At 74.1% G+C, this 22177-nt stretch carries 17 protein-coding genes; 14 read left to right on the plus strand and 3 right to left on the minus strand.

Annotated features, from left to right (window positions below):
* Nucleotides 1-47: 47 nt before the first annotated feature.
* From AC559T_RS35005 to AC559T_RS35015, 3 genes are all read right to left on the minus strand, one after another.
* Nucleotides 48-854, minus strand: coding sequence for an SAM-dependent methyltransferase (locus AC559T_RS35005; protein ID WP_243657830.1), 807 nt, complete (start codon nt 852-854; stop codon nt 48-50).
* Nucleotides 851-2104 carry a ribosome small subunit-dependent GTPase A gene (gene rsgA / locus AC559T_RS35010; RefSeq protein ID WP_131626902.1) on the minus strand — a complete coding sequence of 418 codons (1254 nt, stop codon included), beginning with the start codon at nt 2102-2104 and terminating at the stop codon, nt 851-853. The genes AC559T_RS35005 and rsgA overlap by 4 nt, the downstream gene beginning before the upstream one ends.
* A 431-nt stretch (nt 2105-2535) precedes the next feature.
* A complete protein-coding gene (locus AC559T_RS35015) occupies nt 2536-3300 on the minus strand; it encodes a dienelactone hydrolase family protein (protein WP_498871432.1) in 765 nt (254 codons plus the stop codon).
* A 244-nt stretch (nt 3301-3544) separates the two neighbouring features.
* On the opposite strand from AC559T_RS35015, the gene AC559T_RS35020 reads away from it, so the two are divergent.
* The 14 genes from AC559T_RS35020 (at nt 3545) to cobN (ending at nt 21946) form a co-directional block, all read left to right on the plus strand.
* On the plus strand, nt 3545-4690 hold the full coding sequence (locus AC559T_RS35020) for an ABC transporter permease (protein ID WP_112108224.1): 1146 nt from the start codon (nt 3545-3547) through the stop codon (nt 4688-4690).
* 10 nt (nt 4691-4700) lie between these two features.
* A complete protein-coding gene (pafA, locus tag AC559T_RS35025; protein WP_018499881.1) occupies nt 4701-6059 on the plus strand; it encodes a Pup--protein ligase in 1359 nt (452 codons plus the stop codon).
* Between the two features lie 160 nt (nt 6060-6219).
* On the plus strand, nt 6220-6852 hold the full coding sequence (locus tag AC559T_RS35030; protein ID WP_498871433.1) for an FKBP-type peptidyl-prolyl cis-trans isomerase: 633 nt from the start codon (nt 6220-6222) through the stop codon (nt 6850-6852).
* 169 nt (nt 6853-7021) lie between these two features.
* Nucleotides 7022-8158, plus strand: coding sequence for a helix-turn-helix transcriptional regulator (locus AC559T_RS35035; RefSeq protein ID WP_498871434.1), 1137 nt, complete (start codon nt 7022-7024; stop codon nt 8156-8158).
* The gene (locus AC559T_RS35040) at nt 8155-9120 is read left to right on the plus strand and encodes a helix-turn-helix transcriptional regulator (protein ID WP_071063861.1); all 966 of its coding nucleotides are present in this window, start codon (nt 8155-8157) and stop codon (nt 9118-9120) included. Before AC559T_RS35035 ends, AC559T_RS35040 begins: the two co-directional genes overlap by 4 nt.
* A complete protein-coding gene (locus AC559T_RS35045) occupies nt 9117-9341 on the plus strand; it encodes a hypothetical protein (protein WP_498871435.1) in 225 nt (74 codons plus the stop codon). Before AC559T_RS35040 ends, AC559T_RS35045 begins: the two co-directional genes overlap by 4 nt.
* A gap of 207 nt (nt 9342-9548) precedes the next feature.
* Nucleotides 9549-9836: a Sec-independent protein translocase subunit TatA gene (gene tatA, locus AC559T_RS35050; RefSeq protein ID WP_071063541.1), complete on the plus strand. Its 288-nt coding sequence runs from the start codon at nt 9549-9551 to the stop codon at nt 9834-9836.
* Between the two features lie 293 nt (nt 9837-10129).
* The gene (gene tatC, locus AC559T_RS35055; protein ID WP_112108222.1) at nt 10130-11140 is read left to right on the plus strand and encodes a twin-arginine translocase subunit TatC; all 1011 of its coding nucleotides are present in this window, start codon (nt 10130-10132) and stop codon (nt 11138-11140) included.
* A gap of 51 nt (nt 11141-11191) precedes the next feature.
* Nucleotides 11192-14200, plus strand: coding sequence for a DEAD/DEAH box helicase (locus AC559T_RS35060; RefSeq protein WP_498871436.1), 3009 nt, complete (start codon nt 11192-11194; stop codon nt 14198-14200).
* Nucleotides 14201-14438: 238 nt separating this feature from the next.
* Nucleotides 14439-14681, plus strand: coding sequence for a CbtB domain-containing protein (locus tag AC559T_RS35065; protein ID WP_071063537.1), 243 nt, complete (start codon nt 14439-14441; stop codon nt 14679-14681).
* A 49-nt stretch (nt 14682-14730) separates the two neighbouring features.
* Nucleotides 14731-15531, plus strand: a complete 801-nt coding sequence (locus AC559T_RS35070; protein WP_112108220.1) for a CbtA family protein — start codon at nt 14731-14733, stop codon at nt 15529-15531.
* A gap of 11 nt (nt 15532-15542) precedes the next feature.
* Complete coding sequence (locus tag AC559T_RS35075) at nt 15543-16526, plus strand: cobalamin biosynthesis protein (RefSeq protein ID WP_498871439.1); 984 nt, start codon at nt 15543-15545, stop codon at nt 16524-16526.
* Nucleotides 16523-18070: a cobyric acid synthase gene (locus AC559T_RS35080; protein WP_498871437.1), complete on the plus strand. Its 1548-nt coding sequence runs from the start codon at nt 16523-16525 to the stop codon at nt 18068-18070. The genes AC559T_RS35075 and AC559T_RS35080 overlap by 4 nt, the downstream gene beginning before the upstream one ends.
* On the plus strand, nt 18071-21946 hold the full coding sequence (gene cobN / locus AC559T_RS35085) for a cobaltochelatase subunit CobN (RefSeq protein ID WP_498871438.1): 3876 nt from the start codon (nt 18071-18073) through the stop codon (nt 21944-21946).
* The last annotated feature ends 231 nt before the right edge of the window (nt 21947-22177 follow it).

A 22177-nucleotide genomic window follows, 5' to 3' on the forward strand; every position in this document is an offset into this window, starting at 1 on the left:
CACCGGCCCGCCCGGACGTGGTGGGCGGGGCCGCGCCGGGGGCCTGCTCAGCTCGGGCGCGGGCGCAGGACGAAACCCATATAGCCGTAGTCGGCTCCGTGGGTCCGCCGGAGCGTGATCTCGGCCCGACACGAGTCCAGCGCGGCTCGGCCGGCCGCCGTCCCGAGACCGGTCCGCTCCGCCTGATCGAGGCGGGCGCTCAGCGGGTCGTAGTACTCCGCCCACCAGTCGCTGTCCGGCTGCTGGAATGTCGCCGCCACCTCGTAGCCCGCGGCGCGGGCCACGTCCGCCGTCGCCGCGACCGTCCGCAGCGGGTAGACCGCGTCCCAGAACGCCCTCGCCGGCGGCGCAGGATCATCGACCGTCCAGACCGGCTCGGACACCACGAGTACCCCGGCCGGAGCCAGTAACCGCCGCCACGCCCGCAGTGCGGCGGCGAAGCCCATGATGTACGCCGAGCCCTCTGCCCAGACGAGGTCGAAGGCGCCGTCGGGGCATGGCAGATCGGTCATCGACGCGAGTACGGGACGGATCCACCCGCCCAGCCCCGACGCCGCGGCCGAGTGTCGCAGCTCCGCCAGGAAGGGGTGGTGCAGGTCGACCGCGGTGACGTCCGCGCGGGCGACCCGCGCGAGCACCAGTGACGCGCGCCCCGGACCGCATCCGATGTCGAGGGCGCGGGGCCGGTCGGGCAGCAGGCCGGCCAGTTCCAGCAGCCGGCGTGTCGTTGCGTCCGACCCGGCGGACTGGCGCGGCAGTCCTTCGTGCAGCGCCCAGAACACCCGAGTGATCTCACGCGCGGTGTCCGTTCCGTCCGTTCCGTCTGACCGGCCCGCTTCGCCTCGCCCGGTCACCGCTGGCGCCCCTGCCGCTCGCGGCCGGTGTAGAGGCGCCGCTGTTCCCTGCGGATGGCCTTCCAACGCGCCCGCTCTTCCGCGGCCAGGCGGGCGTCCCCGCGTGACTGGATCCAGGCGTTCTCGCGCCGCAGTTTGCGGTAGCTCCGCAGCCGCCGCTCGGGCAACGAGCCGTCCTCGACCGCGGCGAGCACCGCGCAGCCGGGTTCCGTGTCGTGCGCGCAGTCCGCGTACCGGCAGGCCACGGCGAGATCGGCGATCTCCGTGAAGGTCGCGTCGAGCCCCTGCTCGGCATCCCACAGGCCCACGCCGCGGATCCCGGGCGTGTCGATCAGAATTCCGCCGGAGGACAGCGCGATCAGCTCCCGTCTGACGGTTGTGTGCCGCCCCTTCCCGTCTGCGGCGCGGACTCGCCCCACCGCCAGCCGCTCCTCGCCGAGCAGAGCGTTGACCAGCGTTGATTTGCCGACGCCGGAGGGCCCGACCAGCACCGCCGATCGGCCGGGCGGCGACGTCCCGGCGAGTGCGGCGCGCAGCGCGTCCATGCCGGTGCCGTCCAGCGCGCAGACGGTGAGGATGTCGGTTCCGGGCGCGGCGGCGGCCACCGCGTCGAGCGTGGACGGGCCGAGTCTTTCCGTGTCCTCGCGTGGCACCAGGTCGGCCTTGGTCAGGACGATCAGCGGCTGGGCGCCGCTCTCCCAGGCTAGTGCGAGCAGCCGTTCGAGCCGGGCGAGATCAGGCGCGGCCGAGAGCGCGGCGACGATCACCACGAGGTCGATGTTCGCCGCGAGCACCTGCCCGTCGGACCTGCGCGAGGCCGAGGAGCGGACGAGAGCGCTGCGTCGCGGCAGCAGCTCGGCGACCACCAGATGTGCTGCTCCGGTGCTCGGAATGGACGGCGTGGGCACGGAGGCTCCGACGGCCACCCAGTCGCCCGTGCACGGCGACAGATCCGACCCGGCGGGAAGTGCACGACCGATCTCGGCACTCACCGGGCCGTGCTCGGTGATCAGCTCGCAGCGTCCCCGGTCGCGCCGGAGGACCCGTGCGGGTGCCAACCCGGCGTCGCGGCGGGGCGCGAACCCCGCCTCGTCGCCGTCGGTCCAGCCATGACGGACCAGATCGGAACCGGTCGTGCCGGTCCTCCCCGGCGAGGGCGCCGTGGGAGTAGGGGGAGCCGCGGTGTCGGGCGGTGGCGGGTCGAAGGACGGGGATCGCCGGCCCGACTGGACCCGCGGAGAACGTGACAAGTGTTGAGAAGACAACGTCGAGACCCTTGGAACGGGGGCCCCACTGGACGCGCGCCACCCATGGCGTGCGAGGAGACCACGCGGCCGAAACCGGGTGGTGGGGTGGGCGACGTCAGTCGGTGGCCCGGTGGAGGCGGCGGAGCAGTGCGTCTTGGGCAAACACCGTCTGCGCGGCCATGGCCCACCTCCTGCGTGATCTCGGCGGCCCGGCGGCTCCGTTCCCAGGCCGACTCGGGCTGATCCGTTCGTGTCGGCGGGACGTTACACCGCCCGCGTGCGCGCCACCAACGAGTTTTCCGTCCGGCTCGCCGAACACGCCGTTCCCCCTGTCGCGCCGAGGGCGCCGTCCCGGCGGGCGGCCTCCCTGCGAGGTGTCCCGGCCCGTCCGGGTACGGCGCGGACGGCTCACATCGGCCCCGCAGCCACCAGGGTCAGGACGGGCGTACGCGCCTGTCGAGGAAGGCGAGGGTGCGCTGCCACGCGTCGGCCGCCGGCCCGGGGCGGTGTACGGCGGATCGGTCGTGGCTGTGGAAGGCGTGGCCGGCGCCCGGGTAGCTGACGAGTTCCGTCGGCTGCCCCGAACGGGCGGCGGCGGCCCGCAGGCCGGTGACGTCCGTGACGGGGATCATCGTGTCCTCCTCGCCGTAGAGACCCAGCCAGGGCCCGCGCAGCGACGGCGCGACCTCGAGCAGCGCCGGGACGCCCGGCCACGCCGGCGAGCTGACGGCTCCGCCGTAGAACGACACGGCCCCGGCCAGCGGCGTCCGCGTCGCGGTGAACAGCGCGACGGTGCCGCCCATGCAGAAGCCCACGATCGCGGTCTGCCCCGGCCCGAACCCGGCGTCGGCCAGGTGCCCCACGCAGTCGTCGACGTCGGCGGAGATCCCGGCGCCGGTCAGCGTCGCCATCTGCGGCAGCGCACCGGCCCACGAATCCGCCGGGTCGACCTCGGCGATGCCGTCCCGGTGGTAGAGGTGCGGCGTGATCGTCAGGTAGCCCGCCTCGGCGAGGTCGTCGCAGACGGACAGGAGGTAGGGGGTGATCCCGCGGGCGTCCTGGATCACGACGACGCCGCCCCGGGGCGGGTCGTCGGCGGCGGGCGCGATCACCGTCGCCGGGGTACGGCCGCGGGCGGACACGTCGGTCCGCAGGTGACGGGTTCGCTGCTCGTTCGTCTCGGCTGTCATGGCCGCCATCTTTCCCCCGGATTACCAGTCCCATCACCATCCGGGCCGAGCGCTCACGAGTCGGGTCACCTCCGGGTACCCGGGTACCCGGGTGCCCGGGTACCCGGGTACCGGGGGCGGTGGGTGGTCTGGGCCGGACACGCCGCCTGCGGCCCGCCACCGCGCCGTCGCACCGTGATCTGAGCGACGCTGCACGTCGCTCACCTTCGGTGTCTGAATGGCGACGGATCCCAGTGATCGTAGTGGAGGGCCGATGGATCTGACGGCGGAACACGGGCGCTGGCACCGCCTCCGAGCCGCGGCGGGCCGCGCCACCGGACCTGTGCGCCGCACGGCGGTGACGGTCGTCGGGATGTCCGTCCTGCTCGGCCTCGTCGTCTGTCTCTACGGCTCCACGGTCACCTCGGTGCGTCCCCGCGGGCTTCCCGTGGTCGTCGCCGGCCAGCCGCAGGGCGCGAAGGCCCTCACGGAGGCGGTCGAACGGATGTCGCCGGGCGCCCTGCGCATCGGTGTCGTCCCGGACGCCGCCGCCGCCGACCGGGTGCTGCGCGACCGGAAGGCTTACGCCGCGTTCGTCATCACCGACGACGGGCTCGCGCTGCGCCTCGCGTCCGCGGCGAGCCCCGCCGTGGCCGAGGCGCTGGTCCGCGGAATGTCGGTGACGTTTCCCGATCTGCGGATCCCCGTCGTCGACGTCGTCCCCAACGCCTCCGCCGATCATCAGGGTGGCGGGGTGTCCGCCGGCTACCTGCCGCTGGTGCTGATCGCGGCGGCGGCGGGCGTGCTGCTGGCGCGCGCCGCCCGGACGAGGCAGGCCCGTCTCGGTGGCCTCGTCGGCTTCATGGTGGCCGCCGGGGTGGCCGGCACCCTGGCCCTCGGTGGGGGTCTCGACGTGCTGCCCGACACGTTCGGGAGCAGCGTGGTCGTCCTGGCGATGGTCGCCGGGGCCGTGGTGGCACCCGTCCTTGGGCTGGGCGCGGTGGCCGGGGGGCGCGGGCTCGTCGCGGCTGTCGGCGTGACCGTGCTCGGCGCGGCCCTCTCCGGCGCGTCGTCGGCGCCGGAGATGCTGCCGACGCCGTGGGGCGGCCTGGGTCAGCTGCTGCCGCCCGGAGCGGGGGTGACCCTGCTGCGGTCCACCCTGTACTTCGGTGGCGCCGGTGGCGGGCGTGGGGCGGCCGTCCTGGCGATCTGGGCGGTCGCCGGGATCGTCCTGATCCTGCTCGGCCGGGAGCGCGCGGGCGGCGCCGGGACGATCGCGGCCGGGACGTCGGTTCCGAGCGAAGCCACCGCCGCGCCGGCGGCGGCCGCGGTCGCCGCCGGGCTGGTCGTGCGCCCCCGGGAGGCCACAGCTGAGACCAGCCCGAGCGTCTCCCCACGCGAAGGCGGGTTCCGAGCATAGGGTCGGTCTCGTGGATCGCCGCATCTTCGGGCTGGAGAACGAGTACGGCGTCACCTGCGTGTTCCGCGGGCAGCGAAGGCTGTCGCCGGACGAGGTGGCCCGTTACCTGTTCCGACGCGTCGTGTCCTGGGGCCGTAGCAGCAACGTGTTCCTCAAGAACGGCGCCCGGCTCTACCTGGACGTCGGCAGCCACCCGGAGTACGCCACCCCCGAGTGCGACTCCGTGCCCGATCTGGTGACGCACGACAAGGCGGGCGAGCGGATCCTCGAGGGCCTGCTCGTCGAGGCGGAGCGCCGGCTGCGCGAAGAGGGCATCGCCGGGGACATCCACCTGTTCAAGAACAACACCGACTCGGCGGGGAACAGCTACGGCTGCCACGAGAACTACCTCGTGGGGCGGCACGGCGAGTTCAGCCGCCTGGCGGACGTGCTGGTCCCGTTCCTGGTCAGCCGGCAGATCCTGTGCGGCGCGGGCAAGGTCCTGCAGACCCCGCGCGGGGCGGTGTACTGCATCTCCCAGCGCGCCGAGCACATCTGGGAGTCGGTGTCGTCGGCGACGACCCGCTCGCGTCCGATCATCAACACCCGCGACGAGCCGCACGCGGACGCCGAGCGCTTCCGTCGGCTGCACGTCATCGTCGGTGACTCGAACATGAGCGAGACGACGATGCTGCTCAAGCTGGGCTCCACCGACCTGGTGCTCCGCATGATCGAGGCGGGGGTCGTCCTGCGCGACATGTCGCTGGAGAACCCGATCCGGGCGATCCGCGAGGTGTCCCACGACATGACCTGCCAGCGTCGGATCAAGCTGGCGAACGGCCGTGAGGTGAGCGCGCTGGACATCCAGCGCGAGTACTACTCGAAGGCGGTCGAGTTCGTCGAGCGGCGCGGCGGGGACGCCGTGGCGAAGCGGGTGCTCGACCTGTGGGGCCGCACCCTGCTCGCGATCGAGACCGAGGACCTGGAGCTGGTCGCCCGGGAGATCGACTGGGTCACCAAGTTCGTCCTCATCGACCGCTTCCGGCTCAAGCACGGGCTGTCGCTGGCGTCGCCGCGGGTGGCCGAGCTCGACCTGAAGTACCACGACATCCACCGTGACCGCGGGCTCTACTACCGGATGGAGCGGGCGGGTCTGGTCGAGCGGGTCACCCGCGACCTCGACATCTTCGAGGCGAAGTCGGTGCCGCCGCAGACCACCCGGGCCCGGCTGCGCGGGGAGTTCATCAAGCGGGCGCAGGAGAAGCGGCGCGACTTCACCGTCGACTGGGTGCACCTCAAGCTCAACGACCAGGCCCAGCGCACGGTGCTGTGCAAGGACCCGTTCCGGTCGGTGGACGACCGCGTCGACAAGCTGATCGCGAGCATGTAGGCCGCGCCGGCCCGGCCGGCCGGTGTCGTGCCGAAGAACGGAGGCTTGTCCTCTACAGTCTGACTCCACAGGTTCAGGCAGCTCGAGCGCGTGGCGCCGGCCGGCGGCCCCGCGTGCCGCGGCGGCGGTGCCGCGCAGTATCCAGAGGATCTTTGCTTCCGTGATCTCTTCGCTTCGTGGTGTCATCGCCCGCCGCCGTTACCGGCTGGCCGCCCTCGCCCTCCCCGCCGTCCTGCTGGTGCCGCTCGCCGCGTGCAGCTCGTCGGACACGCCCGACGGGACGGCCGCCGCGCCGGTCCCGTCCGCCGCGCAGGACGCCGGTGCGCGGGCGGGCGGCCCGCCGGCCGTCGAGAACGCCGTGGACCTCACCCAGAAGCCCGTAGCCGCGGCGGGCAGGGGCCTGGCCCCGACCGACCTGGTCACCCAGGATCTGGTGACCGGTGAGGGCGCGGCGGCCAGCGCGACGAGCACCGTCCAGATCCAGTACGTCGGCACCATCTGGAAGACCGGCAAGGAGTTCGACTCGAGCTGGGAGCGGGGCGCCCCGGACACCTTCTCCCTGCTCCGGACGGTCCCCGGCTTCGGTCAGGGCATCGACGGGATGAAGGCGGGCGGCCGCCGGCTGATCGTGATCCCGCCGGAGCTCGGCTACGGGCCGATGGGCGGCCAGCCGCCGATAATCATGGCTGATGACTCGCTGGTGTTCATCGTCGACCTGCTCGAGGTCGTGCCGGCCGGCGCCGAAGAGGGCACGTCGCAGGGCACGGCCGATCCGGGGGCCGGGTCTCTCTGACGCGTCGCGTCGCCGCCCCGGCCGGGTAGGTCCTGGCCGGGGCCACGACGGTCCTCGCCGCCCCGCGGCGGCGGCGGGGCGGTTACCACGTTGACGTCGAGTGCGGCTAGCCTCATCCGATGTGTCCCGCCGACGGCTGGAGCGCCTGCTCAACCTGACGATGTGCCTGATGGCGACATCGCGGTTCCTCACCGTGTCCCAGATCGGGGAGATGGTGGAGGGGTACGACCCGGGGGAGTCGGAGGAGGCGCAGGAGGCCTACCGGCGCATGTTCGAGCGTGACAAGCAGTACCTGCGCGAGCTCGGTATCCCGGTCGAGACCGGCCAGGATTCAGCGTTCAGCGACGAGCTCGGCTACCGCATCCGCCGCGGCGACTACGCACTCGGGGAGATCTCCCTCGACCCGGACGAGTTCGCGGCGCTCGCGCTGGCCGCCTCGCTGTGGTCGAGCGCGACCCTCGCCGCCCCGGCCGCGAGCGCGCTGCGCAAACTGGCAGCCGCCGGTGCCCCGGTGCGCCCCGCCGGGCTGGGCGGGGCCGATCTCCTGGCGGGACCCTCCTCGGCGCTTGGGCCCGGCGGGTTCGAGGGCTTCGAGCCGCGGGTCGACACGGCCGAGCCGGCCTTCGAGGCGGCGCTCGCCGCCGTCCAGGCCGGCCGGGTGGTGCGCTTCCCCTACCGCCGTCCCGGGCAGACCGAGGACACCGAGCGGCACGTGCAGCCGTGGGGGGTGCTGTCCTGGCGGGGCCGCTGGTACCTGGTCGGGCACGACCTGCGGCGGGCCGCGCCACGGGTGTTCCGGCTCTCCAGGGTGACCGGCGGAGTGCGTGCGGTCGGCCCGCCCGGCGCGTTCACGGTCCCCCCCGATGTGGACCTGCGGGCGATGATCTCCTCGACGGAGCCGCCCGAGCACACCCGCAGCGCGTTGCTGCGGGTCCGGCGCGGGTGCGGGCACGCGCTGCGCCGCCGGGCCCGCCCGGCGGAGGCGCCGGGTCCTGACCTGCCCATGAGTCCGGTGCCGGACGCCGACCTGCTGAACGTCGACTTCTCCGACGTGGAGCGGTTCGCCCACTGGATCGTCGGCTACGGGCCTGACGTGACCGTCCTCGGTCCCGCGGACCTGCGCGCCGAGGTCATCCGCCGGCTGCGGGCCACCCTGGAAGCCACGGCGCCCGAACGCGGCACCCGGCTCGCCGGAGCCACGTCCACCGACGGTGCTCCCGGTAGCGACGGTGCTCCCGGTAGCGATGTGCCGGGCGGCGAGCACGGCGGGCGGGCCGGATGGCTGGCGAGGACCGGGCCGCGGTGAGCGGCTCCACCGACCGTTTCAGCAGGCTGCTGGCCCTTGTGCCCTGGCTGCGGGCTCATCCCGGCGTGTCACTCGAGGCCGCGGCCGCGGAGTTCGACGTCACGGTGCGCCAGCTGCGCGACGACCTCGACCTGCTGTTCGTCTGCGGGCTGCCCGGCGGCGCGCCCGGCGACCTCATCGACGTCAGCTACTCCGGCGACCAGGTCACCGTCGTTGACCCCCAGACGCTCGACCGCCCGCTGCGGCTGTCGGCGGACGAGGCCACCGCGCTGCTCGTCGCCGCCCGGGCGCTCACCGACGTCCCCGGCCTGGTCGGGCGCGAGGCGCTCGACCAGGCACTGCGCAAGGTCGAGGACGCCGTCGGCAACGAGCCGGCCGGGCATGTGCGCGTCGCGCTCGACACCCACGACGAGGTGCTCGCCATCCTGCAGGGGGCGATCAGGGACCGTCGGCGCGTCCGGTTGCGTTACCTGGTGTGGTCGCGGGACGAGATGACGGTGCGCGACGTCGACCCGATGCGGGTGCTCGTCCGGGACGGGCACTGGTACCTCGAGGGATGGTGCCACCGGGCGTCGGCGGTGCGGCTGTTCCGGCTCGACCGCATCGACGGTCGCGGTGGGGCCGTCGTCCTGGACGTCGTCGCGCAGCCGCCGCCGACCGCGACGCCGCGCGACACCGCGGACGGCGTGTACCGGCCGGGGCCGGACGACATCCCGGTGCGCCTCGACCTGGAGCCGCAGGCCCGCTGGGTCGTCGACTACTACCCCGTCTCCGACGTGTGTGAGCTGCCCGACGGGGGAGTGTCGGTGCTGCTGCGGGTCTCCGAGCCGTCGTGGCTGAACCGGCTGGTCCTGGGCCTGGGTGCGCAGGTGCGGCGGGTCGAGCCGGCCTCGGTGGCCGCGCGGGTCCACGAGCTGGCCGATCGTGCCCTCGCCGCCTACGCCGAGGAGCCCATAGGGTGACCGGTGTGCTGCTGCTGTTCGCTCACCTCGTGCTCACCGTCGGTTCGCTCGGCGTGCTCGTGCTGTGCGCGCTGGGCCTGTGGGGCAAGGTCCGCGCGACGAAGAACGCCGCGATGGACCTCAAGGACCACGCGGCCGAGCTGGCCACGAAGGCCGCGGAGCTGGCGGGGCGGCTGGAGTCGACCGAGGTCTCCAGCCGGCTCGCGAGCCGGGCCGGCTGACCTGCTGCGCGGTGGGAGCGCCTTCGGGCCGGACGTGAACCGGACGACAGTCACCATCCGATGTGGTGAGATAGCCGATCATCTCCACGTTGCGTACACGTCACCTGTGGGATACCCGGTTACGGTCTATCCCCTCCTAGGCTGACCGACGTAGCATCGATCGCGCACCGGTCTCCCGACCGGACCGGCAATCGGAGGACGCCTGCCATGCCAAACCTGGGCACGACCGAGATCATCATCATCGCGCTGGTTGTTCTGGTGCTCTTCGGCTCGAAGAAACTGCCAGACGCGGCGCGTTCCTTCGGCCGGTCGCTGCGCATCTTCAAGGCGGAGACGAAGGGCCTGCGCGACGACGACACGAGCGCCGCTCCGGCCGCCCCGGCTCCGGCCGCGCAGCCCGTCGCCCCGCTTCCGATCGAGAGCCGCCCGGCCGCTCCGGCCGCGACCAGTCCGTCGGTCAACGGCGTGGCGCCGGTCGACGCCGAGCGCCGCTGACCGTCCCAACACGGCCCGGGCAGTTGCCCCAGGCCGGCTGACCTGCGGCGGATCGTTCCCACCGCGGGTCGACAGGCCTTCCGCGGGCGGGTCACGTCCATCGCTGACGGCGGTCAGGTGCTCGGGCGCGGCGCGCGCCCGACCGCTGTCGGGGTCGGCTGCGTTCCCGTCCCGAGTACCCGGCGGGGGCACGGCCATGATTGTGGGCCGTTCGCCCACCGCCTGTATTCGTCGTCCCGTCAAGTCGATCGTCCCGATCGAGTGCCGTCCACATCGAGCAGGAGCCTCAGCCCGTGCCACGGTTGCCCAACCCGCGCAGGCTCGCCACGTCTGTGCACCATCGGCGCACACGCACGGTCGAGGACAGTCGGATGCCCCTCACCGAGCACCTGCGCGAGCTGCGGAACCGGCTGGCCAAGGCGCTGATCGCCTTCGCCGTCGCCACGATCGTCTGCTTCATCGTCGAGCCGGATATTTTCCAGTGGCTGATCGATCCGTACTGCGCCCTACCCGCGGACAAGCGCGGTGACTTCAGCGGCGGCGACGGTTCGTGCCGGCTCTACTTCTTCGGCATTCTCGACGCCTTCACGATCCGGCTGAAGATTTCGATGATCTCCGGGGCGGTGTTCTCGGCACCGGTCTGGCTCTACCAGCTCTGGTCCTTCATCACCCCCGGCCTGCACCGCCACGAGCGCCGGTGGTCGCTGACGTTCGTCTGCTCGTCGCTGGTGCTCTTCGCCGCCGGTGGCTTCTTCGCCTACGTCACGCTCGAGACCGGCCTGAACTTCCTGCTCGGCTTCGGCGGCGACGGCCTCGTCAGCATCCTCGACGGCAGCAAGTACCTCAGCTACGTCATCGCGATGCTGCTCGTGTTCGGGCTGTCGTTCGAGGTGCCGCTGCTGGTCACGATGCTGAACCTCGCCGGTCTCGTCACCACGGCGAAGCTGCGGTCCTGGCGGCGGGCCGAGATCTTCCTCGTGTTCGTGTTCGCGGCGGTGGTGACGCCCAGCCAGGACCCGTTCACCATGCTCGCGCTGGGCCTGCCGATGGTCATCCTCTACGAGGTGGCGCTGATCATCGGTTGGCTCAACGACCGGCGCAAGGCCCGCCGGGGGGACACGTCCCCCTACGCCGGCCTGGGCGACGACGAGACCTCCTCCCTCGACTTCGACGAGTCCGCGGGCGAGCGGGTCCCCCCGGCGCCGCGTACCGCCGACCCGCGGGCCACCGCGCAGGGCGACGCGGTCGCGGCCGGAGCCTCCGGCGCCGCGACGGCCGACGGCTCCCACGGCGACATCACCTGACCGGCACAACCCGGGTCCTGCGCTGCTCCCGGGCAGCGTAGGGTGAGCTTCGTGTCCTCCGCGCCCGGAGCCGTCGAGGAGTTCGCGGCCCGGTACCCGTTCGGGCTCGACCCGTTCCAGTCCGAGGCGGTCGCGGCGCTCGCGCAGGGCGAGGGTGTCCTCGTCGCCGCCCCGACGGGCGCCGGCAAGACCGTCGTGGGTGAGTTCGCCGCCCACCTGGCGCTCGCGACCGGCACACGCTGCTTCTACACCACCCCGATCAAGGCCCTGTCCAACCAGAAGTACGCCGACCTGGTCGCCCGGTACGGCGCGGCCTCGATCGGCCTGCTGACCGGCGACACCTCGCGCAACGGGGACGCTCCGGTGGTCGTGATGACCACCGAGGTCCTGCGCAACATGCTCTACACCGAGGCCGCGGGCAGTGCCCGGCTGGACTCCCTCGGCTACGTCGTGATGGACGAGGTCCACTACCTCGCCGATCGCCAGCGCGGAGCCGTCTGGGAAGAGGTGATCATTCACCTGCCCCAGCACGTGCGGCTCGTCTCGCTGTCGGCGACGGTCAGCAACGCGGAGGAGTTCGCCGAGTGGCTGGTCACCGTCCGCGGGCACACTCGGGTGATCGTCAGTGAGCACCGCCCGGTGCCGCTGTTCCAGCACCTCCTCGCGGACCGGACGCTGCACGACCTGTTCGTCGACCAGCCGTCCGGGCTGGATCCGGGCGTTCCGGCGTTCTCGCGTCGCGGCCCGGGGCCGAACGGGCGGGGCACCGCCCCAGGGTCCGTCGGGGGCGCCACCCCGGGCAGTCGGCCCGGCGCCCGTGCCGCTGAAGCCCGTGCCGCTGAAGCCCGTGCCGGTGATATCGCCGGTGCCGGTGCGGCGGCCGGGGGGCGCGCGGTCAACCCGGACCTGCTCCGGCTCGCCCGGGAGGAGTCCCGCGCGGTGTACGAGCGTGGCCGCGGGCCCCGGTCGTCGCGGCCGGGCCGGCCCGGCGACGGGAACGGGGCCGGGAACGGGCGGCGCCGCTCCGGGCCGCCGAACCGGCCCGACGTCATCGTCCGGCTGGACCGTGCCGGCCTGCTGCCCGCGATCCTGTTCGTCTTCAGCCGGGTCGGCTGCGACGCCGCGGTGACGTCCTGCATCCAGGCGGGTCTGCGGCTGACGTCCCCCGACGAGCAGCGCGAGATCCGGGAGCACGTGCGGGCCCGCACGGCCGGGGTGCCCCAGGCCGACCTCGCCGTCCTGGGCTACTGGCAGTGGCTCGAAGGGCTGGAGCGGGGTATCGCCGCGCACCACGCGGGCATGCTCCCCACCTTCAAGGAGGTGGTGGAGGAGCTGTTCGTGCGTGGGCTCGTCCGCGCGGTGTTCGCCACCGAGACCCTGGCGCTCGGGATCAACATGCCCGCGCGCACCGTCGTCCTGGAACGGCTCACCAAGTTCAACGGCCAGACCCGTGCGGACATCACGCCCGGCGAGTACACGCAGCTCACCGGGCGGGCCGGGCGGCGCGGGATCGACGTCGAGGGCCACGCCGTCGTGCTGTGGCAGCCCGGGCTGGACCCGCTCGCCCTCGCCGGCCTGGCCTCGACCCGGACCTATCCGCTGAAGTCGTCGTTCCGACCGTCCTACAACATGGCGGTCAACCTCGTCGGCCGCCTCGGCGCCGAGCGTGCGCGCACCGTCCTGGAGTCGTCGTTCGCCCAGTTCCAGGCGGACAAGGCCGTCGTCGGCATCGCCCGCGCGGTGCGCCGCAACCAGACGGCGATCGAGGAGCTGACCGCCGCCCTCGAATGCGACCGCGGCTCGGTCACCGAGTACGACGGGCTGCGCCGCCAGATCCGGGAGCGCGAGGCCGATCTGTCCCGCGCGGGGACGGTGCGCCGCCAGTCCGAGGTCGCCGCGGCGCTGGCGAAGCTGCGCAGCGGTGACGTGGTGCGCGTGCCGGCCGGGCGGCGCGGCGGGCTTGCCGTGGTGCTCGACGCCGGTGTCGACGAGGGCTCGGCGGAAGGGCCGCGCCCCGTCGTCCTCACCGAGGACCGCCAGGTCCGGCGCCTGTCCATGATTGATTTTCCGGTGGCCGTCGAGCCGCTGGCCCGGGTCCGTATCCCGAAGTCGTTCAACCCCCGCTCGCCGCAGGCGCGCCGCGACCTGGCCTCGTCGCTGCGCAACATCCGGCTGCCGGAGGAGCCCGGCCGCCGCGAGCGGGCGCGTTCGCTGGCCGCGGACGACGCCGAGCTGGCCCGGCTGCGCCGCGCGATGCGGGCCCATCCCGTCCACGACTGCCCGGAGCGGGAGGCGCACCTGCGCTCGGCGGAACGCATCGACCGCCTGCGCCGCGAGACAGCCGGGCTCGAGCGCAAGGTCGAGGGGCGGACGAACACGGTGGCCCGGACCTTCGACCGGGTCCGCGACACGCTCGCCGAGCTCGGCTACCTGGCCGTCGGCGGCGACTCCGTCACTGACGCGGGCGCGATGCTGGCGCGCATCTACACCGAGCAGGATCTGCAGGTCGCGGAATGCCTGCGCACGGGAGTGTGGGAGGGTCTGACCCCACCCGCGCTTGCCGCCGCGGTCTCGACGCTGGTCTTCGAGCCACGCGGTGACGACGTCGCCGCGCCGACGATCCCCGGTGGGGGCGCGCTGCGCGACGCGCTCGCGGACATGGCGGGTGTCTACACCCGGCTGGGCGCCGCGGAGGACCATCACCGGCTCGGGTTCCTGCGTCCGCCCGACCTCGGCTTCGTGGCGGCCGCGCACGGCTGGGCCTGCGGGCGCGGGCTGGAGAAGGTCCTCGAGGACGCCGGCGCGGACCTGACGGCCGGGGACTTCGTCCGCTGGATGCGCCAGCTCATCGACCTGCTGGACCAGATCGCGCAGGTCGCCCCGGTCTACGCGGCGAAGACGGCCGCCAGGCCGTCCCCGGACGGGCACATCCCGGACTCGGACGGAAACACCCCGCAGGCGCACCCCGGCACCGACGGGATCCTCGGCGTCGGCCGGGCCGCCCGGGCGGCGATAGACGCGATCCGCCGCGGCGTGGTCGCCTACTCGATGTCCGTGTGAGACCGGCACGACCTGCCGGGCGATGGGCGGGGATGTGACAGGCGAAACTCGCTGTTGACGGTTCCTTAAGGAACCTCGTAGCCTGTCGAAGCTAGTCGTGATGTTGACAGGAAGCCGGTGAGATACCGGCACGGCCGCGCCACTGTGACCGCTGGAGCATTCCGTTTCCAGTCCGGAAGTCAGACCCGTTTCATCACGAATCCACCAGCCGGACGCGTGATCCCTGGGAGGTCTTCGCATGCCCGACTCCGCTTCTTCTTCGCCCGCCGCCACGCCGCTCGCCGGCGGTACCGCTCGTCCCCTGCCGTTGCCTCTTCCGCTGCGCGACATCGTCCCGTGGGCGGTGCTCGCCGGCGCGCTGATGCTGCTGGGCATCTACTTCGTCGGTTCCGAGGAGGGGGCGTTCTCCCTCATCGGCGGAACCTGGATGCACGAGTTCGTGCACGACGGCCGGCACCTGCTGGGCTTCCCCTGCCACTGACCGCCTGTCCCGGAGGATTCTCTCCGGCCTACGGCGGAGGCCGTTCCACATGATGCGCAGGCTGCTTGTCTTTGGCATGCTCGCAGGTTTCTTCGCCGGTCTGCTGGCTTTCGGGTTCGCGTCGATCACCGGCGAGCCCCAGGTGGACGCCTCGATCGCCATCGAGGAGGCGTCGGCGCCCCCGCCGGCTCCCGGTGAGCACGCCGAGGAGGAGGTCGTCTCCCGGAGCACCCAGAAGGGTCTGGGTCTCGCGGTCGCGACCGGGGTGTACGGCATCGCGATCGGTGGGCTGTTCGCGATCGCGTGCGCGGTCGCCTACGGCCGCATCGGCACCGGCGGGATGCGGCCCACCGCCGCGGTGGTCGCGGTGACCGGCTTCGTCGCGGTGGCCGTGGTGCCGTTCCTGAAGTACCCGGCGAACCCACCGGCGGTCGGCAACCCGGACACGATCGACCGCCGGACCGGCCTCTACGTCGTCATGGTCCTGGTGGCGGTGCTCGCCGCGCTCATCGCGGCCCAGGTCGGGCGCCTGGTGTCGGCCCGTCTCGGCACCTGGAACGCCGCTCTCGCGGCGGCGGCGGTGTTCGCCGTGCTGGTGACCGTGGCCGCGGTCGTCATGCCGGTGATCAACGAGGTGCCGGCGTCCTTCCCGGCCGAGCTGCTGTGGCGGTTCCGGCTGGCCTCGCTGGGCACCCAGGCGGTGCTGTGGGCGACGCTCGGACTGGTGTTCGGGCCCCTCGCCCACCGGGTGCTGAGCCCGGCGCCGGCGCCGGCGCGCCAGGCCGGCACCGTCGCCCGCGCGGACGAGACCCGCGCCTCCAGCCAGGCCACGGCGCCGTCGGCCGGGTGAGCCGCGCCCGCATGGTGGGGCTCGTCCTCGGCGCGGCCCTCGACGCGGTGCTCGCCGACCCTGCCCGTGGCCATCCCGTGGCCGGTTTCGGGCGGGTCGCCGGCGGCCTCGAGCGGGCCGTCCACCGTGACAGCCGGCTGGTCGGCGCGGCGTACGCCACGGTCCTCGTCGCCGGCACGGGCGCCGCGGCCGCCGGCGCGGAACGGGCGCTGGCCGGCCGGCGCCCGGGACGGCGGGCGGCGCTGGCCCGCGCGGGCCTGACCGCCGCCACGACCTGGACGGTGCTCGGCGGCACCTCGCTGCGGCGCCAGGGCCGGGCCCTCGGCGGCGAGCTGGAACGCCGCGACCTGCGCGCGGCCCGGAGGCGGCTGCCGTCGCTGTGCGGGCGGGACCCGTCGGCCCTCGACGCCGGCGGGCTCGCGCGCGCCGGGGTGGAGTCGGTGGCGGAGAACACCTCGGACGCCGTCGTCGCCCCGCTGCTGTGGGGGGCCGTCGCCGGGCTGCCCGGGCTGGTGGCCTACCGCGCGGCGAACACCCTCGACGCGATGGTCGGCTATCGCGACGCCCGGCACGGCCGGTTCGGCTGGGCCGCGGCCCGGACCGACGACGCGGCGAACCTGCTGCCGGCCCGGATGTGCGCGCTGCTCACCTGCGCCTGCGCCCCGGTCGTCGGCGGTTCCCCGGCGGAGGCGTTCCGGGTGATGCGCCGCGACGGCCGATCGCATCCGAGCCCGAACGCGGGCGTGGTCGAGGCCGCGTTCGCCGGTGCGCTCGGCCTGCGTCTCGGTGGTGAGCTGCGGTATCCGCACGGGGTCGAGCACCGTCCCGAGCTGGGGTCCGGGCGTCCGGCCGAAGCCGGCGACCTGGCGGCGGCGGCCCGTCTTTCCGGCGCGGTCAGCGCGGCCTCGGTCGTGGTGTGCGCCGGCGCGGTCGCCGCCCTCGACACGTTGCGGGCGCGCCGGGCGGGCTCCCGCGGCCCGCGGGAGGCGGGATGACGCGCCCGGCCGCGGGCGGGGCACTGCTGGTGGCGGGAACCGCCTCGGACGCGGGCAAGAGCGTCCTGACCGCCGGCCTGTGCCGCTGGCTGGCCCGCGAAGGGGTGCGCGTCGCGCCGTTCAAGGCCCAGAACATGGCGCTGAACTCGGTGGTCACCGCCGACGGCGCCGAGATCGGGCGGGCGCAGGCGATGCAGGCCGCCGCGGCCGGGGTGGAGCCCGAAGCCGCCATGAACCCGGTGCTGCTCAAACCGGGATCGGACCGGCACAGCCAGCTTGTCGTGCTCGGCCGTCCCGTCGCCGAGGTCGACGCGCTCGGGTACCGGCCGCACAAGGAGCGCCTGCTGGGCATCGTCCTGGACTGTCTCGCCGACCTGCGCGGCCGCTTCGACGCGGTGATCTGCGAGGGCGCCGGGTCACCGGCCGAGATCAACCTGCGCGCGACCGACATCGCCAACATGGGCCTGGCCCGGGCGGCGAACCTGCCCGTCCTCGTGGTCGGCGACATCGACCGGGGTGGCGTGTTCGCCGCGCTGTTCGGCACGCTCGCCCTGCTCGACCGGGCCGACCAGGCCCACATCGCCGGCTGGGTGATCAACCGGTTCCGGGGCGACGCGCGGCTGCTCGAACCCGGGCTGCGCCAGCTCGAGGGCCTCACCGGACGTCCCGTCCTCGGCGTGCTGCCGTGGCTGCCCGGCCTGTGGCTGGACGTCGAGGACTCCCTGGACCTGCGCTCCCACCCCGACCCCGAGGCGGACGGGTCGGGCGCGGCCGACACCGGCCCGGACCGGCTGCGCGTCGCCGTCGTCCGCTTCCCCCGGCTGTCCAACATCACCGACCTGGACGCCCTGCGCGCCGAGCCGGGGGTCTCCGTGCGGCTCGCCACCACCCCCGACGAGATCGCCGACGTCGACCTGGTCGTGCTGCCCGGGACCCGTGCCACCGTCTCCGACCTGGCGTGGCTGCGCCGCAGCGGCCTGGCCGGCGCCCTCGCCGCGCGCGCCGCCGCCGGCCTGCCGATCCTCGGCATCTGCGGCGGATACCAGATGCTCGGGGTGCGCATCGAGGACGAGATCGAGTCGGGTGCCGGCGAGGTGCCGGGGCTCGGCCTGCTGCCGCTGGTCACCCGCTTCGCCGCCGACAAGGTCCTCGGCCGCCGCCACGGCGTCAGCGCCGACGGGCATCCGGTGACCGGCTACGAGATCCGCCACGGCCGGCCCACGGTCGACGACGCCCTGCCCGGCACGGGCGGCGCCGCGGAGCCGTTCGCGGTGGACGGGGTGCACCGCGGCGGCGTGTCCGGCACGAGCTGGCACGGCCTGCTGGAGAACGACGAGTTCCGGCGGGCGTTCCTCACCGGGGTGGCGGCGGCCGCCGGCCGTTCGTTCCACCCCGCCGTCACCTGCTTCGCCGACGTCCGGGCGCGCCGCCTGGACGCCCTCGGCGACCTGGTCGCCGACCATCTCGACATCGCCACGGTGCGCGCGCTGCTCGACCGCGGCGCGCCCGCCGGCCTGCCCTTCGTCCCCCCGGGAGCACCCTGAATGCCGAACACACCGCCGGGCGGCGTCCCGGCCGAGCCGGTGCCGGCCGCTGACCCGGTGCTGGCCCTGGTGTCCACCGCCGACACCGAGCTGCTCGCCGCGCGGGCCAGCGGCGTGCCCTGGCGGGTCGCCAACCCGGCCCGGCTCGACGCGGCGGAGGTGCCGGCGTTCCTCGCCGGGGCCGACGTGGTGGTGGTGCGCCTGCTCGGCGGCGAACGGGCCTGGCCCGAGGGCCTCGCCGCGACGGTGGCGAGCGGGCTGCCGGTCGTCGCCCTCGGCGGCGAGTCGACACCGGACGCGGCGCTGATGGCACGCGGCACCGTTCCGGCCGGCGTCGCCACCGAGGCGCTGGCCTACCTCTCCGAAGGCGGCGTCGGGAACCTCGCCGAGCTCTACCGCTTCCTCTCCGACACGCTGCTGCTCACCGGGCTGGGGTTCGCCCCGCCGGTGGAGCTGCCCGCGCACGGGCCGCACGGCGACCGGGTGGCCAAGCCGGACCGCCCGACCGTCGGTGTCGTGTTCTACCGGGCGCACGCCACCTCCGGGAACACGGCGTTCGTCGACGCGCTGTGCGACGCGCTCGAGGGAGCCGGGGCCAACGCGCGTCCGGTGTTCTGCTCGACGCTGCGGGGCGCCGCGGCCGGCGGTGTGCTCGACGACCTGGCCGGCGTCGACGCGCTCGTGGTGACCGTGCTCGCCGCCGGCGGCACCCGGGCGTCGGACGCGTCCGCCGGCGGCGACGAGGACGCCTGGGACGTCGGCGCGCTCGCCACGCTCGACGTCCCGGTGGTGCAGGGGCTGTGCCTGACCTCGTCACGGGCCGTCTGGGTGGACAGCGACGCCGGTCTGTCGCCGATGGACGCGGCGATGCAGGTCGCCATCCCCGAGTTCGACGGCCGGATCATCACCGTCCCGTTCTCGTTCAAGGAGCAGGGGGCGGACGGCGTCCCGGTGTACGTGGCCGATCCGGAGCGCACCGCCCGGGTCGCCAGGATCGCGTCCCGGCTGGCCGGGCTGCGGCACACCCCCACCGCCGAGAAGAAGATCGCGATTGTGCTCTCGTCGTACCCGACGAAGCACTCGCGGGTCGGTAACGCCGTCGGGCTCGACACCCCGGCGTCGGCCGTGCTGCTGCTCGACGCGTTGCGCGCCGCCGGCTACGACCTCGGCGACGGCTACCCGGGCGAGGACCTCCGCTCCGCCGACGGCGGGCCGGGGGACGTCAGGCCGGACGCCGCGGCCGGGGACGCCCTGATCCACGCCCTGATCGCCGCCGGTGGGCACGACGTCGAGTGGCTGACCGAGGAGCAGCTCGCCGCGGCGCCGGCGCGGGTGCCGGCGTCCACCTACGAGGGATGGTTCGCCCGGCTGCCGGAGTCGCTGCGCGGCGCCATGGCCGAGCACTGGGGCCCACCGCCGGGCTCCCTCTACGTCGACGACGGCGGCCTCGACGACGGCGGCCTGGACGGGACCGGCGCCGGGCGCGGACCGGGCGGGCCGGCGGCGGAGCCGGCGATCGTGCTGGCCGCGCTGCGGTTCGGCAACGTCGTCCTGATGATCCAGCCGCCGCGGGGGTTCGGGGAGAACCCGGTGGCGATCTACCACGACCCGGACCTGCCGCCGTCCCACCACTACCTGGCGGCCTACCGCTGGCTGGACGAGGTCTTCGGCGCGGACGCCGTCATCCACCTCGGCAAGCACGGGACGCTGGAGTGGCTGCCCGGCAAGGGCCTGGGGCTGTCCGCGGGGTGCGCGCCGGACGCCGTCCTCGGCGACCTGCCGTTCGTCTACCCGTTCCTGGTCAACGACCCGGGGGAGGGGACGCAGGCCAAGCGCCGCGCCCACGCCGTGATCGTCGATCATCTCGTACCGCCGATGGCCCGCGCCGACTCCTACGGCGACATGGCCAAGCTGGAGCAGCTCCTCGACGAGTACGCGACGCTCGCCGCGCTCGACCCGGCCAAGCTGCCCGCCGTACGCGCCCAGATCTGGACGCTGATCCAGTCCGCCCAGCTGCACCACGACCTCGGGCAGGCCGACCGTCCCAGCGACGCCGAGTTCGACGACTTCCTGCTGCACGTCGACGGCTACCTCTGCGAGGTCAAGGACACCCAGATCCGCGACGGCCTGCACATCCTCGGGATGGCCCCGGCGGGGGAGGCACGGACGAACCTGGTCACCGCCATCCTGCGCGCCAACCAGATGTGGGCGGGCAGGGCCGGGGCGGTACCCGGGCTGCGCGCGGCACTGGGCCACACCGAGGGCGACACCGAGGCCTCCCGGGCGCGGGTCGACGCGTTCGAGCAGACCGCCCGGTCGCTGGTCGCGGCGCTCGAGGACGCCGGATGGTCGCCGGCCGCCGTCAGCTCCGTGGTGGCCGGGCACCTGATCCCCGCCGCCGACGTCGCCTCCCCGCCGGCGGAGGCGCTGGTCGGGGTGCCGGCCGGCGCGCGGGCCGAGGTCGAGCGGGTCCTCACGTTCGCCGCGACCGAGGTCGTTCCCCGCCTCGCCCGCACCCCGGACGAGATCGTCAACACCGTGCGGGCCCTCGACGGGCGGTTCGTCCCGCCCGGCCCGTCCGGCTCGCCGACCCGTGGGCTCGTCAACGTGCTGCCCACCGGGCGCAACTTCGCCTCCGTCGACCCGAAGGCCATCCCGTCCCGGCTCGCCTGGGAGACCGGCCGCGCGCTCGCCGACTCGCTGATCGAGCGCTACCTCGCCGACACCGGCGGCTACCCGGCCTCGGTCGGGCTGACCGTCTGGGGGACGTCGGCGATGCGCACCCAGGGCGACGACATCGCCGAGGTGCTCTGGCTGTTGGGCTGCCGTCCCACCTGGGACGACGCGTCCCGGCGCGTCACCGGCTTCGAGGTCGTCCCGGGCGCGGAGCTCGGGCGTCCGCGGGTGGACGTGGTGGTGCGGATCTCCGGATTCTTCCGGGACGCGTTCCCGCACGTCGTGGCCCTGCTCGACGACGCGGTGCGGGCGGTGGCGGTGCTCGACGAGCCCGACGACGTCAACGCGCTGGCCGCGCACGTCCGGGCCGACCTGGCGGCGCTCGGGGCCGTCCCGACGGTCGGCGGGCGCGGCGGCACCGCCGGCACGGCCGACCCGGCCGCGCTGCGCCGCGCGACGACGCGGATCTTCGGTTCGAAGCCGGGCGCGTACGGAGCCGGCCTGTTGCCGCTGATCGACTCCCGGCAGTGGCGCTCGGATGCCGACCTGGCCGAGGTGTACGCGGTCTGGGGCGGCTACGCCTACGGGCGCGGCCTGGACGGCGCCGAGGCCCGCGCCGACATGGAGACCGCGTTCCGCCGCATCCAGATCGCGGTGAAGAACCAGGACACCCGCGAGCACGACCTCGTCGACTCCGACGACTACTTCCAGTACCACGGTGGGATGGTGGCCGCCGTCCGCGCGCTCACCGGCACGTCGCCGGCCGCCTACGTCGGTGACAGCGCGCTGCCGGACGCCGTCCGCACCCGCACCCTGCAGGAGGAGACCCACCGGGTGTTCCGCGCCCGGGTGGTCAACCCGCGCTGGATCGCGGCGATGCGCCGTCACGGCTACAAGGGCGCGTTCGAGCTGGCCGCGACGGTCGACTACCTCTTCGGCTACGACGCGACCGCCGGTGTCGTGCAGGACTGGATGTACGAGTCGCTGGCCGCCTCCTACGTCTTCGACGCCGAGACCCGCGAGTTCCTGCGGACGTCCAACCCGTGGGCACTGCGCGGCATGACCGAGCGCCTGCTGGAGGCCGCGGAGCGTGGCCTGTGGGAGGCTCCTCAGGAAGCCACGCTGGCCGGCCTGCAGTCCACTTACCTTGAACTGGAAGGTGACCTGGAGGCCGCGGGCGACGGAGAGAGCGCCGGATAAGGCCCACCCGCGCGTGACCGCGGATGCCGGGGACGGGCGGGACGCATGGCCGAGTCGCTGACCGGCGAGGAGATCACGCACTGGCCGTCGTCTTCTTCGGGCCCACCGCCGCCGGCCGGCGTGGCCCCGCAGCGTTGGCGGCCGCGATGGGGCGTGCGGGGCGGAGCTGTGCCGTCGCCGAGTTCGGTTGGCCCGCAGCAGCTGAGCGTACCGCCGACCTCTACGCGAAGG

Source organism: Frankia sp. Hr75.2 (assembly GCF_949319125.1).
GTDB classification, from domain to species: Bacteria; Actinomycetota; Actinomycetes; order Frankiales; family Frankiaceae; genus Parafrankia; species Parafrankia soli.

Coding starts and splice junctions, on each gene's coding strand:
- AC559T_RS35080 (WP_498871437.1), top strand. CDS start 16,523: ATGACGCGCCCGGCCGCGGGCGGGGCACTGCTGGTGGCGGGAACCGCC.
- AC559T_RS35075 (WP_498871439.1), top strand. CDS start 15,543: ATGGTGGGGCTCGTCCTCGGCGCGGCCCTCGACGCGGTGCTCGCCGAC.
- AC559T_RS35035 (WP_498871434.1), top strand. CDS start 7,022: ATGGCGACATCGCGGTTCCTCACCGTGTCCCAGATCGGGGAGATGGTG.
- cobN (WP_498871438.1), top strand. CDS start 18,071: ATGCCGAACACACCGCCGGGCGGCGTCCCGGCCGAGCCGGTGCCGGCC.
- AC559T_RS35070 (WP_112108220.1), top strand. CDS start 14,731: ATGATGCGCAGGCTGCTTGTCTTTGGCATGCTCGCAGGTTTCTTCGCC.
- AC559T_RS35020 (WP_112108224.1), top strand. CDS start 3,545: ATGGATCTGACGGCGGAACACGGGCGCTGGCACCGCCTCCGAGCCGCG.
- tatA (WP_071063541.1), top strand. CDS start 9,549: ATGCCAAACCTGGGCACGACCGAGATCATCATCATCGCGCTGGTTGTT.
- AC559T_RS35065 (WP_071063537.1), top strand. CDS start 14,439: ATGCCCGACTCCGCTTCTTCTTCGCCCGCCGCCACGCCGCTCGCCGGC.
- AC559T_RS35015 (WP_498871432.1), bottom strand. CDS start 3,300: ATGGCGGCCATGACAGCCGAGACGAACGAGCAGCGAACCCGTCACCTG.